This window comes from Polycladomyces zharkentensis, from assembly GCF_016938855.1.
Classification (GTDB): domain Bacteria; phylum Bacillota; class Bacilli; order Thermoactinomycetales; family JIR-001; genus Polycladomyces; species Polycladomyces zharkentensis.
The window spans coordinates 415,820-431,228 of sequence record NZ_JAFHAP010000008.1 but is presented as its reverse complement, the minus strand read 5'-3'; the positions used below and the strand labels follow the sequence as shown (position 1 = coordinate 431,228).

Annotated in this window: 11 protein-coding genes and 1 other annotated feature; of the genes, 8 read left to right on the top strand and 3 right to left on the bottom strand. The window is 55.8% G+C overall.

The features are described 5' to 3' along the window. Window positions 1–7: 7 nt before the first annotated feature. From JQC72_RS09370 to JQC72_RS09360, 3 genes are all read right to left on the bottom strand, one after another. A complete protein-coding gene (locus JQC72_RS09370; protein ID WP_205495018.1) occupies window positions 8–709 on the bottom strand; it encodes an SDR family oxidoreductase in 702 nt (233 codons plus the stop codon). 443 nt (window positions 710–1,152) lie between these two features. Then, a complete protein-coding gene (serA, locus tag JQC72_RS09365) occupies window positions 1,153–2,733 on the bottom strand; it encodes a phosphoglycerate dehydrogenase (protein ID WP_205495016.1) in 1,581 nt (526 codons plus the stop codon). Beyond that, on the bottom strand, window positions 2,699–3,877 hold the full coding sequence (locus JQC72_RS09360; protein ID WP_205495015.1) for a pyridoxal-phosphate-dependent aminotransferase family protein: 1,179 nt from the start codon (window positions 3,875–3,877) through the stop codon (window positions 2,699–2,701). The genes serA and JQC72_RS09360 overlap by 35 nt, the downstream gene beginning before the upstream one ends. Before the next feature lie 70 nt (window positions 3,878–3,947). Further along, window positions 3,948–4,185, bottom strand: a binding site (T-box leader). A 242-nt stretch (window positions 4,186–4,427) separates the two neighbouring features. Here JQC72_RS09360 and JQC72_RS09355 point away from each other — a divergent pair. The 8 genes from JQC72_RS09355 to JQC72_RS09320 all read left to right on the top strand — a co-directional run bounded on the left by JQC72_RS09355 (window position 4,428) and on the right by JQC72_RS09320 (window position 15,391). Then, complete coding sequence (locus tag JQC72_RS09355; RefSeq protein ID WP_205495014.1) at window positions 4,428–6,569, top strand: ATP-dependent helicase; 2,142 nt, start codon at window positions 4,428–4,430, stop codon at window positions 6,567–6,569. 270 nt (window positions 6,570–6,839) lie between these two features. Continuing rightward, window positions 6,840–7,328: a hypothetical protein gene (locus JQC72_RS09350; RefSeq protein WP_205495013.1), complete on the top strand. Its 489-nt coding sequence runs from the start codon at window positions 6,840–6,842 to the stop codon at window positions 7,326–7,328. A gap of 371 nt (window positions 7,329–7,699) precedes the next feature. After that, window positions 7,700–8,857: an oxalate decarboxylase family bicupin gene (locus tag JQC72_RS09345; RefSeq protein ID WP_205495012.1), complete on the top strand. Its 1,158-nt coding sequence runs from the start codon at window positions 7,700–7,702 to the stop codon at window positions 8,855–8,857. Window positions 8,858–9,927: 1,070 nt separating this feature from the next. Continuing rightward, window positions 9,928–10,812, top strand: a complete 885-nt coding sequence (locus tag JQC72_RS09340; RefSeq protein ID WP_205495011.1) for an FAD binding domain-containing protein — start codon at window positions 9,928–9,930, stop codon at window positions 10,810–10,812. Next, window positions 10,809–11,324: a (2Fe-2S)-binding protein gene (locus JQC72_RS09335; protein WP_205495010.1), complete on the top strand. Its 516-nt coding sequence runs from the start codon at window positions 10,809–10,811 to the stop codon at window positions 11,322–11,324. The genes JQC72_RS09340 and JQC72_RS09335 overlap by 4 nt, the downstream gene beginning before the upstream one ends. Further along, window positions 11,305–13,656: an aerobic carbon-monoxide dehydrogenase large subunit gene (locus JQC72_RS09330; RefSeq protein WP_205495009.1), complete on the top strand. Its 2,352-nt coding sequence runs from the start codon at window positions 11,305–11,307 to the stop codon at window positions 13,654–13,656. Before JQC72_RS09335 ends, JQC72_RS09330 begins: the two co-directional genes overlap by 20 nt. A gap of 187 nt (window positions 13,657–13,843) precedes the next feature. Then, window positions 13,844–14,851 (top strand): XdhC family protein, encoded by a 1,008-nt coding sequence (locus JQC72_RS09325; protein WP_205495008.1) that lies wholly within the window; start codon window positions 13,844–13,846, stop codon window positions 14,849–14,851. 39 nt (window positions 14,852–14,890) lie between these two features. Then, on the top strand, window positions 14,891–15,391 hold the full coding sequence (locus tag JQC72_RS09320; RefSeq protein WP_205495006.1) for an SRPBCC family protein: 501 nt from the start codon (window positions 14,891–14,893) through the stop codon (window positions 15,389–15,391). Window positions 15,392–15,409: the final 18 nt, after the last annotated feature.

Genomic DNA, 15,409 nt, shown 5'->3' with positions numbered 1-15,409 from the left:
TCCTTTTTCATTTCTTTTGCTCTGTCGGCGGTACCTGTGGGCGCATGATCACCTGATTGTAAATGACGCCGGGCGGTGCAGTCACCACATGCCAAACCGTTTCCGCGACGTGTTCCGGTTCGAGGTAGTACGGTTTGACGGAACCCCCGAAAAACTCCGTTTTAATCGAACCGGGGCAAATCGCGGTCACTTTCACTTCATGCGGTTTCAATTCCTGCGTCAGCACGTCGTTCAGTGCCATCAGGCCGAATTTGGAAGCGCAGTAGGCGCCGCCTCCCGCAAAGGTGACCGTTCCGGCGACGCTGGAGATGTTGACAATATGCCCCTTTTGCCGGATCAGATGGGGGATCGCATGTTTGGAGAAGAGAAAGGCGCCTTTGAGGTTGACGTTCATCATGGCATCCCAATCTTCTACGGACAATTCGTGAACGGGAGCGAACCGGCCCAATCCGGCGTTGTTGACCAAGATGTCCAATCGACCGCATGTTTCCACGGTGTAGGCGATCGCATCCTGCACATCCGTTTCGTTGGTGACATCGCAGACAAACGGAAGGATCCGATCCGGATGCATCCGGGCCAGTTCCTGTAACAACCCTTCACTGCGTGCGCATGCCACGACGGTGATACCGCCTTTTGCCAGTCGCAAAGTGATTGCTTTGCCCAATCCTTTGCTGGCGCCCGTGACGACGGCAACCCGTTGTTCGCTCACATGAATCCCTCCTGTTTCCAATTGATGAACTTGCACTTGGGGAAAAGGGTTCCTCTCGATTCACCATGGCGGTGTTTCCGGGTCATGTTTGATCCATCACGTCCGTATCGTTTTTCCCGGGCTCGTTTGCCCGCAGGAAAGAAAGCTGGCCGCGGGTAACGTGCGCTGTGCTTGGAGGAAAATGTTTGTGAAGGTTCCTTTCCTGGGAAAAGTATCGTCTGATTAATGACCGGACAGGCCCTCATCATGGTATCACGTGATTGGTGAGGGAAACAAGGCAAGCGCAGGCCGACTAACAAAAGGAGATGAGCGCCTGACGGAATCGCCGATCATCGGAAAATCGCCATTTCTCATCCAAGAACGAAACCCCTTCGCCGAAACGAAGGGGTTTCGTTGAGAGAAGAGCATTACAACCCGATGTGAATGGAACGGAGTTTGTCGTTTCAAAGATCAATTTCCCTGACCGATTGAACATCGTCCAATTGGGCCAACTGCGCCAAGATGTCGGGGGAGACCGGTTTGTCGACGGTCAGCATCATGATGGCTTGTCCGCCGATTTGTTTGCGCCCCACCTGCATCGAGGCGATGTTGACGTCGCGGGTTCCGAGCAGGGTACCCACTCGACCGATCACACCGGGTTGATCCAGGTGCTGGATGAGCAGCAGATGTCCTTCCGGTACCACGTCGATCGGATATTCATCCACTTTGACAATGCGCGGTCCAAGGCCGTTGAGCAGAGTGCCCGACACTTTGCGTTGTGCTTGATCGGTGGTGATCTCCACGGTGACCAGGTTGGTGAATCCGCGCGTTTGTGACGTTTTTTGTTCGGTGATGTTCACGCCGCGCTGTTGCGCCAGGAACGGTGCGTTGACATAGTTGACGTCCGACAGGTGATAAGAGAGTGCTCCCTTGATGATCATCCGAGTGAGCGGCGCGGTGTCCAGTTCCGTCAGTTCGCCGGAATACGTGACGGTCAACGCATGCAGTGCACCCGGCGCAGCCTGGGCGATAAACTGACCGAGGCTTTCGGCCAGGGTTTGATACGGTGCCAGTTTTTCCTGCAGCTCCACCGGGATGGATGGCAGATTGACGGCGTTTTTGAACGGTTCACCCCGCAAGATGTGAAGGATCTCTTCCGATACGTCGATCGCCACGTTTTCCTGTGCTTCCACGGTGGAGGCGCCCAAATGCGGGGTGACGATCACCTGCGGCAAGTCGAACAGCGGGTGCTTGCCGGGCGGTTCTTGTTCAAACACATCCAACGCGGCACCGGCCACTTTCCCGGCCTGGATCGCTTCCAACAGCGCGTGCTCGTCGATGATCCCGCCACGGGCGCAGTTGACGATGCGCACGCCGGTCTTCATTTTTTCAAACGCCTCCCGGTTGATCAGGTGGCGGGTTTCTTTGGTCAAAGGCGTATGAACGGTAATGAAGTCCGCTTGGGCGTACAATTCGTCCAAGGTGGCCTGGGTGACGCCGATCTTTTTGGCACGTTCCGCAGTCAGATACGGGTCGAAAGCGACCACATTCATGCCGAATGCGTGCGCCCGTTTGGCCACTTCCGTCCCGATGCGGCCCAGACCTACGATCCCGAGAGTTTTCTTGTGCAGTTCCACGCCGACGAACTGCTTCCGTTTCCATTCTCCGTTGATGGTGGAGCGGTACGCTTGCGGAATGTTGCGCGCCAGCGCGATCAACATGGCAAAGGCGTGTTCCGCGGTGGAAATCGTGTTGCCGTCCGGCGCGTTCACCACCACCACTCCGCGGCTGGTGGCGGCGGCGACATCGATGTTGTCGACACCCACCCCGGCGCGGCCGATGGCTTTCAGTTTTTTGCCGGCCTGAATCACTTCGGCGGTGACTTTGGTCTGGCTGCGGACGAGCAAAGCGTCGGCATGTTCAATCTCGGCCAATAATTCTTCCGGGTTCAGACCCGTTTTTTTCACGACCTCTACATCGTCTGCTTCGATCAGGCGTTCAATGCCTTGGTCACTGAGCGGATCCGTGATAAGTACGCGATACATTTGCCCAAACCTCCTCGCAAGCTTTTACGGCGGAACCCAGTTCAACAGGCATGCCCATGCGGAACAATGCCAGTTCGATGGCGTTGAAAACGGTCAATACGTCCAGCGGATCGCAATAACCCATGTGACCGATGCGGAAAATCTTCCCTTTCAGGTGTTGTTGTCCGCCGGCGACGACAACGCCGATCTGGCGCAATTCTTTCCGGAACGCTTCCACATCCAGTTGCTCGCCGCCTTTGACCGCTGTCACGGTGGGGGAAGCGAACGCATCCGGTGCCAACAATTCCAATCCCAATGCGCGAACCCCGGCGCGTGACATCTCCATCATCAGGCGGTGGCGCGCCACGATGGCCGGAAGTCCTTCTTCTTCGATCAGGTTGAGCACTTCTTTCAAGCCGAACAGCAATGAAACGGCCGGTGTGTATGGGGTGGTCTGTTTGGCCAAGTTGTCGCGATAGGCGACGAGGTCCAGGTAAAACCGCGATCGCGGATTGCGTTCGATCACTTCCCATGCCCGGTCACTGACGGCGATGAAGGCGAGACCGGGTGGCAACATCAGCGCTTTTTGAGAACCGGTCACCATGATATCGACGCCCCATTCGTCCATCCGGCAATCCACTGCCCCCAAACAGCTGACACCGTCAACGATCACCAATGCGTCGGAATGTTGGTGAACGGTACGGGCCAACTCACGGATCGGGTTGAGCACACCGGTGGACGTTTCGCAATAGGTGAGAAACACCGCTTTGACCTGCGGATGCTGCCGGAGGAAACCCGCCAATATTTCCGGTTGACAGGCTTCGCCCCAGGAAATGTCCAAACGACGCAACGGTATCCCGTAGCGTGTGACGATTTTGGCGAATCGGTCGCCGAATGCGCCCGTGACGACGACGGCCGCTTCCTCACCGGGGGCGACGGCGTTGACCACGGCCGCTTCCAGTGCGGACGTCCCGCTGCCGGTGACGAGCAGTACCGGTTGATCCGTTCCGAACACGGGTTGCAACCGTCGGCTGTTTTCTACCACCAAACGGGAACATTCCCCGCTGCGATGTCCGATCATCGGTTGGTTCATGGCCCATTGCACCCGAGGCGGGATCGGTGTGGGACCAGGGATGCGCAAATGCGTTTTGTCTGCGAACGGCATACTGTTTCCTCCTTCCAAAATTTGAGCACAATCAAAAAGCCTCTCGTCTGCACACCTACTCCTATGGCAGGTGAGGGACGAGAGGCTCGTGGTGCCACCCTCATTCGCCGCAAGTTTGCACTTGCAGCCTCGGCGGGTCTGCCCGAAGGCGACCCTGGGATAACGGCTCCGCCGTTCCGGCCTACTGCCTGTTTCAGGGTTCAGCCGGACAGCTCCGGAGTGCTCCACGGCAACGGACCACCGGTTCGCAGCGACCACCGGCTCTCTGAGGGTTCCGTTTTACCGCTTGGCTCCTTCCTCGCTGTTAACATGGGATTCAAGCTTATCGGAAAGTTTGGCATTTACTTTACCATGGACGTAAAGAGGTGTCAACAGCCTGAAATGTGAACATTTTTTGTTGGAGAGGATGGAATGTTCGTTATTGACCTGTCTTCGCGTTGAATGTGGCCGGGATCTGCTTTGCTCTCTGTTCAGCCCAATTTTCTTTGTGATACGATGGAGGGGCGCCATATCGGACTTGTCTCGGAAATGGGAGATAAGGAGGGGGAGCATGCAGGGAACCGGGACCTTTTTGACGGCGGATCTCAACGACAGTCAGAAGGCCGCAGTGACGCACGGGGAAGGAGCTGCTGTTGTGTTTGCGGGTCCTGGAAGCGGCAAAACGACGGTGTTGACGCGCCGTGTTTTGTATTTGTTGGAGCAAGGGGTGTCACCCGAACGGCTGATGGTGGTCACCTTCACACGTGCCGCCGCAAGGGAAATGGAAAACCGTTTGACACAAGCGGCGGGAAGACCGCACAACGGATTGTGGATCGGTACCTTTCACTCCCTTTTTTTATCCCTGCTGCGTCGGTCGGGGCGTTCCGTTCCGCGTTTACTGAAGGAAACGGAGCAAACGCAGTGGTTGCGGCAACTGTTGATCGAGCGGGAACAGCCGGCCGATGACGAGGCGGTATCCACTTTGCTCAACCAGATCGGTTTGTGCAAAGGAAATTTGATCCTGCCTGAGCGGTTGAAGGTGAAAAAGGAAAAGAACATCCTGTTTCGCGACCTTTACCAAGCGTATGAATCGCGGAAACGAATGAACGGGGTGTGGGATTACGACGACATTCTCGTCGAAACGTATCGTTTGCTTCAGGACCCCCGGCATCAATCCGTGTGGTGCGGGTATTGGGAACATATCCTGGTGGACGAGTTTCAGGACATCAACCGGGTGCAGTTTGAGACATTGCGTATATTGGCTCCGCCCAGCGGCAATCTGTTTGTCGTCGGGGATGACGACCAGGCGATCTATTCCTTTCGCGGCAGTGATCCGCGGTTGATGCAGGAGGTTCGCACATGGTTTTCTCCTTGCCGTACGATTGTACTGTCCACCAATTACCGTTCCACCGACTCCGTCATCGAACTGGGCCAACGGTTGATTCGCCATAATCGGCGCAGGCAAGAGAAAACACTGAACGGTACGGGCAAACAGGGACCCGACCCGGTGTGGATGGAGCCGGCTGACGAGGAAGAGGAGGCGCGGCAGATTCTCGCCCGTTTGGACGACGGGGTGGAAACGGCAGTGTTGTACCGGACATCCACACAGGCCCGTGCGTTGATCGACGCGTTGGTGCGGGCGGATGTGCCTTTTGCGGTGGCGGAGGGGGATGCGTCTTTTTACCGCCGTTGGCAAGTGCTCGATATCATGGCTTATTTACGGTTGGCTGATAATCCGAACGATTGGGATGCACTGGTGCGTGTCATCAACAAACCGAAACGGTATCTGTTCGGGGAAGACTGGATGGATCAAGCGTGGAGAATCTCCCGAAAGACGGGCCAATCGTTGATACAGGCGTTGGCGGATCTCTCCGGTTTGGAACCCTACCAGCGGAGACTGTTGCAGAAGTTGGCTGCGGATGTGGCGGCGTTGCGAGGGATGAATGCCTCACAGGCGGTTGCCCATATCCGGGAACAGATCGGTTACGATGCGTTTCTCTCATCATTTGCCCGGGAAACCGGAAATGACGAATCTGCGGTGAAGGAACCGGTGGAGGAACTGGCGGTGGCAGCGACCCAGTTTTCCAGCCGGGACGAGCTGTTGGGCCACGTTACCAAAGTCAATGAAGTGGTGTCTCACCAACCGGAACAACCCCGTGTGCACTTGATGACGTTTCACCGGGCAAAAGGGCTGGAATTTGACCGTGTATTCCTGATTGGCCTACATAGCATGGTACTTCCGCACCGGCGCAGTTTGCAGGTGCCTGAACACAAAAAAGCGGAAGCGTGGGAAGAGGAACGGAGATTGTTGTATGTGGGCATCACGCGGGCGAAAAGGGAGCTGTTTCTGTCGGTCAGTCGGACGCGTCAAGGCAAACGGGTGGCACCGTCCCCGTTTTTGCGTGAGATGGGATTTGCGGACGGAGTGGATCGGAAAGAGGGATCGGACACGGAACAGAAGCGGAGGCCATCCGTGTCTGTACCGGCATCTTCATCCCGGCGTCCGCAGCCGCAGCAGAAGTTTCACGGCGAGGCTGTCCACGTGGGCGATCGAATCCGGCACGTCAAATGGGGAGAAGGTGAAGTCATCGAAGTGGCGCCGATCGGCGGTGTGGCCCCCGGACGCAAGGTTGTCATTCGCTTTCCCACGGGTGTCCAGTCCTTGCACTACGAGTTGTCACGACAACTGGGGTTGTTGTCGCCGGAAGAATGATGCAGGTTCAGCGGACACCGTGTCTTAAGGTGTCCGATATTTTTATAAATCGAGCGGGAAAAGAAAGCGAGCGCAGGAGCGGGAAGGCTTGGTCCCTCTCACATTTCGAATCTGCTTGGTGACGTTTCTATGTCTGTTTATCAGCTAAGATTGTCTACTTGATTTCTCTTGGGATCATCTTCTCACTGTTTAAGTCTTTAACTAAAGAGGAGATTCTGTGAGGGAGAATCCGCATACTGGTGGCCGCCAAACATGGGGAGGGTCTAAAAGGTGAATCAGTTGGACGGGCAACGTTTAAGGGAAAAAGTGATTGAAAGTATTCATGAGAAGAAGGAAAAAACGCTTGTCGGTATAAAGGAAGTATTGGCAAAAAATCATCCTGAAAAAACGAATGTTCTCCTTTTTGATACTGAGCTGGATGGTGAGTTTCTAGCTGTCGTGGCCTATTCAGCCGAAAGTGTCTCGCACCCCCATCCTCACCCAACCCATGTCATCTCGGTGGATCTTACTCAATACATCGACTTTGATGAGTTACCGTTAGACGAGGAGGAAGATGAGGATACGGAGCTGGAAGATGAGCTGATTGAATTTGGTCGAAATTATTTTGTCAAATGGTTTGCTAAATGCTTTGAAGAGGCTGGGGGTAAGAATTATCCGCTTCCTTGTATGATTCGGGATGCAGATCGTGATAGGTATTACCATTTGCAAGAGAATCGATGGTTAGATAATGAGAGTTTTAACTTAAAAGCCGCCTTTTGAAGGCGACTTGCGGCGTACTCGTAATTCGTTAAGGATAGTGGAAAGATTCCCTGTAGAGCGGGAATCATCATCAGCAGGCTTTGGTTGAGATATTCGTTCACTTTAGAGACATTCGGCTACATTGCCGGGTGTCTTTTTTATTTGCTTTCCAAGAAACAAAACAATGTACACGAGAATCTTTGGCGCATCATATCCACCTTTGTTATGGCATCCTGTCCAGTTTTCGCCCGCCGGAGATATGCAAGATTTTCACGATAGTGGAATAGCGCAGAAGGACTGCTTTGTTCACGTGCAGTGCACGTAATAATCCAAAACCAGAGGAGCATATTCTATAAAAACCGACTGACCTCCAAAACAAAGGGAGCATATCCATGAAAAACCAATCTCGGAATCAGGCATATATACCGCAGCCGATAAGGGATGATGGCGCCGGCGCGCCCGATTTCGGCCCGCGGGATGTGATGCGCGACCTTGAGAACCCTGATATGCTGGTTCCACCGGAAACCGACGCCGGAACGATCCCCAACTTGAAGTTCTCTTTCTCCGACACCAATATGCAGTTGAATCACGGTGGCTGGTCACGGGAAGTGACGGTCAGACAACTGCCGATCGCAACCGCGCTTGCGGGTGTAAACATGAGTCTGACGCCGGGTGGTGTGCGTGAGTTACATTGGCATCAGCAAGCAGAATGGTCCTACATGCTTTGGGGCCGGGCACGCATCACCGCGGTTGATCAGAACGGACGGAACTTCATCGCCGATGTCGGTGCAGGCGATCTGTGGTATTTTCCCGCCGGAATCCCACACTCGATTCAAGGGCTGGAGGAAGGTTGCGAGTTTCTGCTTGTTTTCGACGACGGCAGTTTCTCCGACCTCAACACTCTCTCCATCTCCGATTGGTTCGCGCACACACCGAAGGATGTGTTGGCGGCGAATTTCGGTGTGCCGGAAAGCGCCTTTGCCCACATCCCGACAGAACAGCGATACATTTATCAAGCGAAAGTACCCGGTCCGCTGGAAAGTCAAAAGGTACGGTCTCCATACGGTACTGTGCCACAGCCCTTCACACACCGGCTGCTGGCGCAGAAGCCGATCGTAACCCCGGGCGGGACGGTACGAATCGTCGATTCCACCAACTTCCCCGTTTCGACTACAATTGCAGCGGCGCTGGTAGAAGTCAAACCGGGCGGAATGAGGGAAATGCATTGGCATCCGAATAGCGACGAGTGGCAGTATTACCTCTCGGGCACGGCACGCATGACGGTGTTCGCAGCGAATGGCAAGGCCCGAACTTTCAATTATCGGGCCGGTGATGTAGGATATGTACCTCGTTCCTACGGGCACTACATCCAGAACATCGGTGACAAGAGCCTGTGGTTTTTTGAGATATTCAAGACTGACCGATATGAAGACGTGTCGCTGAACCAGTGGATGGCACTGACTCCTTCTGAGCTGGTACAGAGCAACTTGCATGTGGGACCGGAGTTAATGAACGCACTGCGGAAGAAGAAATGGCCGGTCGTCAAATAGGAGATACCCGGGGATAACACAGAGGGTTCTCGATTGCACAAAAAGCCCGAAAACACAATGTGGTGTCCAATCCTACATTATCACTGATGTGGCGAATTCCTGCTATATTCAGCGAATGAGCGCGCGTCTATGATCCCCTTTATATGCTGAAACCATAAGGTACCTCCTCATTTTCACGCTTACCGATCCATTGGAGGTGAATTTCAGCCGGTTTGCAGTCCAGCCGGTAACAACAAGCAGCTGTCGCTTGGTCGCGGTCCCCGTATCGGCCAAATCATCTATCAGAATGAGGGATCTCCAATCCAATGAAAGAGTATCAATAACGTGGACAGGGAAATGGTCATCCGGAAAAAAGTCATCAGAACGAAAAGCAGAAGGCCTCAGTGGGCCTTTCTGGATTCGTAGTTAGCGGTAAAATAGTTGGCAATACGGCCGTTTCACTAGGATCGCTATGGCTTATAAGTGAAGCCGTCGGGTTGACACCGGATACTGACAAGCCTTACGACTTGAAAATTACGAGCGGTTGGCAGGTCGGATACCCATGGCAGGAGATCGACTGCCCTAAGATCGTCTACCCGGAACAAGTAAATACTCTTTGGTTAACGATGTTATCATCTCTTATCCATCAACAGATCACCAGTCTCGTACATTTCAATCAATATTCGATCAATATTTTAATAATTATAAATATATAAAAATAATTGACTTCATCATTTATTCTGCTTATTATAAAAAATAGGCAACCCCGATATAAAGCGTGCGGGTGTCCGGCGTTATGAAGGAAATATGGATGATTAGCAGTCAGATCGGTCGTGCCATATCGTTGCATATCGCTGTGTTTGAAGGAGATCCGAATCAACATCCATCATTCCCCGTCTTCAACCTTATTTGAAACCGCTTACTGAATTTGCTCACACCACAATGGTGTCCGGTTGTCGAGACGATGGGGATCCGTTTATCGTGGACTCCGCCATTTGCAGACAATCAAGTCAGGCCGATCAGTATGGTGTTCGGGATTGGAAGCGTCCATTCGGCCGCAAGGCAAAACAATCATCAAAGGAGGTACTGCGTTGTTTCCGAACTCATTTGAGTACATAGCCCCCACCACGCTGACGGAGACGATAGAACTGTTGCAGCGTCACGGCTACGACGCGAAAGTGCTCGCCGGGGGACAGAGTCTGCTGCCGATGATGAAACTGCGTGTGGCTGCACCACCGATCCTGATCGACATCAACGGTATTGATGAGTTAAAAGGGTGGCGAGAAGAAAACGGTTTCCTACGGATCGGAGCGTTGGTCAGACACTCGGAGCTGGAGCATGCGGATGAGTTGCGGGCCCGGTACCCGCTGTTGGCCGAAACCGCCGTCTGGATCGCCGATCCTCTTGTGCGCAACCTGGGCACGGTCTGCGGGTCGTTGGCACACGCTGATCCGGCCTCCGACTGGGGGGCAGCCATGTTGGCGTTGCATGCCCAGGTGGAGGCGATCGGGCCCGGAGGGAAACGGCAGATTCCCATCGACGACTTTTTCGTGGACACGTTTACACCAGCGCTGGAGGAGACCGAGATCGCAACGGCGGTACTCATTCCGACGCCGGCGGGCCGGACGGCCGGGAGGTATCTGAAGATTGAACGGAAAGCCGGGGACTTCGCGATTGCGGGATTGGCCATCCACGTTTCGATTGCTTCCGACGGGACCGTAGCCGAGGCGGGGTTTGGCATTTGCGCATGCGGCCCGATTCCGTTGCGAGGGAAGCGTGCGGAGGAGTACTTGCTGGGCAAGAAGCTGACGCCGGAGACGATTGAGGCCGTCTCCCGCTTGGTTCCGGAAGATGCCGATCCGACGGATGATCTGCGCGGCAGCGCGGAGTACAAGCGGGATGTTCTGCGTGTGTTCGCCAAGCGGGGATTGTCCGATATCGCCAAAGAACTGCAGGGAGAGGTGGTACTCCGATGAAGATCCGGGTTCGCGTCAACGGGCAGACATATGAATCCGATGTGGAGCCGCGGAAGCTGCTGGTCTACTATTTGCGGGATGACCTGGGGCTTACCGGTACCCACGTCGGATGCGACACGACAAGCTGCGGCGCCTGCACGGTATTGCTCGACGGCAAGGCGGTCAAATCATGTACGGTGTTGGCTGTTCAGGCCAACGGATGCGATGTGATGACCGTTGAAGGGTTGGAACGGGACGGCCAGTTGCACCCGTTGCAAACGGCGTTTTGGGAGGAACATGGTCTGCAGTGCGGCTACTGTACTCCTGGCATGTTGATGTCCGGCTACGCTCTGTTGCAAACCAACCCGCACCCGTCGGAAGAGGAGATCCGGAGGGGGATTTCTGGAAACCTTTGCCGTTGTACAGGATATATGAACATCGTGAAAGCCATCCGATCGGCTGCTGTAAAATTGGCCGATGCATCTGCTGAACCTTCCAAGGAGGTGGCAGCCAGTGGCAGTTCGTCAGACTGAGTTGCGTCCATTGGGCAAGTCCGTCGGGCGCAAGGAGGACCCGCGTTTCATCCGCGGCAAAGGTCGTTATCTCGATGACATCTCATTGCCCGGCATGCTGTACATGTGTTTGGTCCGCAGCCCGTATGCGCATGCGCGGATCAAGAGCATAGATACTTCGGCTGCGCTGCAAGCGCCGGGCGTCAAGCTGGTGATCACTGGTGAAGATCTGGCGGCGATGAACTTGGCCTGGATGCCGACCATGGCCAATGACCAACAGATGGTGCTGGCAACCGGCAAGGTGCTGTTTCAGTACCAGGAGGTCGCCGCGGTTATCGCTGAGACGCGTGAGCAGGCAGAAGATGCCGCGCAGTTGGTCTATGTCGAGTACGAACCGTTGCCCGTCGTCGTCGATCCGTTCAAGGCGCTCGAGTCCGACGCGCCGATTCTGCGTGAGGACAGGGAGCAGAAGTCCAACCTCATTTTTCACTGGGAAGCCGGCGACAAGGAAGCGACGGAAGAACTGTTCCGAAACGCCCCGGTGGTGGTCAAGCAGGATGTGCGCTTTCCCCGCGTCCATCCGTCGCCGCTCGAACCGTGCGGCTGTATCGCCGACTACAATTCGGCGACCGGGAAGCTGACATGGTACGTGACGTCCCAAGCTCCGCATGCGCACCGCACAGTCTTGTCGTTGGTCAGCGGCCTGCCGGAGCACCAGATTCGCGTGATTTCACCGGACGTCGGGGGAGGGTTCGGCAACAAGGTCCCTGTTTATCCCGGATATGTATGCGCCATCGTGGCCTCGCTCAAGCTGGGCAAACCCGTCAAGTGGATCGAAACGCGTACCGAAAACACCACCAGCACCGGTTTTGCCCGCGATTACCACATGACTGCCGAGATCGCCGCTGAAGAAGACGGGCGGGTGCTGGCATTGCGGGTAAAAACGATTGCCGATCACGGAGCCTTTGACGCGGCGGCCGATCCGTCCAAATTCCCGGCTGGACTGTTCAGCATCGTTACCGGCTCCTACGACTTCAAGGAGGCGTTCGTCGAGGTCGACGGCGTTTATACAAACAAGGCACCCGGCGGGGTAGCCTACCGCTGTTCGTTCCGCGTGACCGAGGCGGCATATTTGATCGAGCGCGTGATGGATGTGCTCGCTCGTCGTGTGGGCGTTGATCCGGCTGAGTTGCGGAGACGCAACTTCATCCGTAAGGAACAGTTCCCTTACAAGTCTCCGACGGGTTGGACCTACGACAGTGGTGACTATGAGAAAACGCTGGCGTTGGCGCTGGAGAAAATCGGCTATGAACAGTTGCGCAAGGAGCAGGCGGAAAAGCGGGCCCGAGGGGAATTGATGGGCATCGGTATCTCCACCTTCACCGAGGTGGTCGGTGCAGGGCCGAGCCACACCTTCGACATCATGGGGATCAAGATGTTCGACAGCGCCCAAATTCGTGTCCATCCTACGGGTAAAGTGATCGCCCGCTTGGGAGTCCGTCACCAGGGACAGGGGCATGAGACGACGTTTGCCCAGATCATCGCTGAGGAGCTGGGGCTGAGTACGGATGATGTCATCGTCGAAGAGGGGGATACTGACACCGCCCCTTACGGACTGGGAACCTACGCCAGCCGCTCCACCCCGACCGCCGGTGGTGCCGCAGCGCTCTGCGCCCGGCGGATCCGCGAAAAGGCAAAGAAAATTGCGGCACACCTGCTGGAAGTGGGGGAAGACGATGTGGTGTTTGATGGCGTCGGATTTTCCGCCAAAGGCCTTGCCAGCAGGACTGTCACGATGAAAGACATCGCATTTGCGGCGTACACCAATGTGCCGGAGGGAATGGAGCCCGGGTTGGAAGCCACGTACTATTATGATCCACCCAATCTCACTTTTCCCCACGGTGCATATATTGCGGTCGTCGACATCGACAAGGGAACGGGCGCGGTCAAAGTTCGCCGTTTTCTCGCTGTCGACGATTGCGGCACCGTGATCAACCCGATGATCGTCGAGGGGCAGGTGCACGGGGGATTGACGGAAGGCTTTGCGATCGCGTTTATGCAGGATATCCCCTTCGACGAGGACGGAAACTGTCTGGCGACGAACTGGATGGATTACTTGGTTCCGACCGCGTTGGACACCCCGAAGTGGGAGACCGACCGGACCGTGACGCCCTCGCCGCACCATCCCATCGGGGCGAAGGGAGTGGGTGAGTCACCGAACGTTGGTTCGCCGGCGGCGTTTGTCAACGCGGTGGTGGACGCCCTGGCACCGCTGGGGGTCGAACATATTGACATGCCCATTTACCCGTGGAAGGTGTGGAAAATCCTGCGCGAGCACGGAGTGACCGAGTGACGGCTTGAACAGAAGGACGGGGCGGAAGCGGCTTCTCCCAACAGGACCATCTGAGAGCCGGCCGCCCCCGGGTTGTTTTCCTGCATCGATCAGCGCGGGCGATCCGGTATGGGCAGGTGCAGGATTCACAGAAAAAGTTGGGCAAGGAGGTGGTTCCGGCAGGGGGTACCTCTGCCGGATCACGCGGATGCATACAATACCGGACGAGATTCGCTTGTTGGAGGAGCGACGGGAACCCTACGCTGTGGTGACCGTGGTCCGTCGGGTCCGACCCAGTTCGGCCAACGTGGGTGACCGGGCCGTTGTTACTTCCGACGGCCGGATGTTCGGATTTGTCGGAGGTCAATGTACGCGCGGATTGGTGACGGATCAAGCTCGGCAGTGTCTCAAAACGGGTCAGAGCCAATTACTGCTCATTACTGCCAATCCACCCGCCGAGACGGAGGAGGGGGTAACGGTTTTACCGATGACCTGCCATTCTGAGGGCGAGGTGGAATTGTTTATCGAACCGAAGCTCCCGGATCCGCTCCTGCTTGTGATCGGAGATTCTCCCGTTGCCTTGGCGCTGGAGGAACTGGCTCCGAAGTTTGGGTGGTTTCCCCGGCGACTGGCATTGGAGCAAATGGAAGGGAACGATAATGATCCGGCAGACCGTTTAAAAACAAACGTATCGAAGGTATATGAGTCGGACATGTACGCGGTGGTGGCGACGATGGGACAGTACGATGATGATGGACTGTTGGCACTTTGGGAGTTCCCGTTAGCTTACGCCGGGGTGGTCATCAGTCCGAAGCGCTGGCGCTCACTGCGGGAAGCGTTGCTCAGCGCGGGAGCGTCGGCAGAGTTTTGCGATTTTGTCGCCGCGCCTGCCGGTTACGACATTGGCGCTGTGGGACCGCAGGAGATCGCACTCAGCATCTTTGCGCAGATGATCGAGCGGCGGCGCCGGCAGGTGGAAGTCCGCTACCACCCGCCATCAGGTGCGGTAAACACGCAGCCGGCCACCGAGAAGGCTGCGCCCGCGGCCACGGCGCAGCGGCTGGGGACGGGTGTCGACCCGGTTTGCGGAATGATTGTCGATCTCGACAACACGCCTTATCGTACGGTACATGAAGGAAAGACATATGGATTCTGTTGTCCTCACTGTTTACGGAAATTTCAACGAGAACCGGAAGCGTACGCGATTACCCGGTAAAGTGGGCGCGACGATCGATTCCGGCAAGGAGGGATACAGGTGCGAACCTATCAAGGAGAGTTTGCCATTGAATTACCGCGTCAGACTGTGTGGGAGTTCATCATGGATCCGCATCGGGTAGGACCGTGTGTTCCGGATCTTCTGAAGCTGGATGTGGAGAGCGAGACCCGCTTTCGCACACTTGTCCGCGTCGGTGTCGGGCCCGTACGGGGCAAGTTTGACATGATGGTGGAAGTGTCAGTGATCGAGCCGCAAGTGTCTGCTGAACTCTCCGTCCGAGGTGGAGGGATGGGCAGCCGCGTGGATATGAAAGCGAAAGTCACGCTCGGTGACACGGAAAGTGGCGGAACGAAACTGGATTGGCGATGTGACGCTGCGATCAGCGGACCGATCGCCAGTCTCGGCGGTCGGATGATTGACAATGAAGCCAGGAAAATCACAGAAAAGCTGTTTGCCAATTTGCGTGAGGCACTCTCATCCGTGTCGGAACAGGTGGCAGCGACGTCGGCGGAGACGGTGGAACCCGAGACGACGGACTGACATACCGGGGCCGCCGTG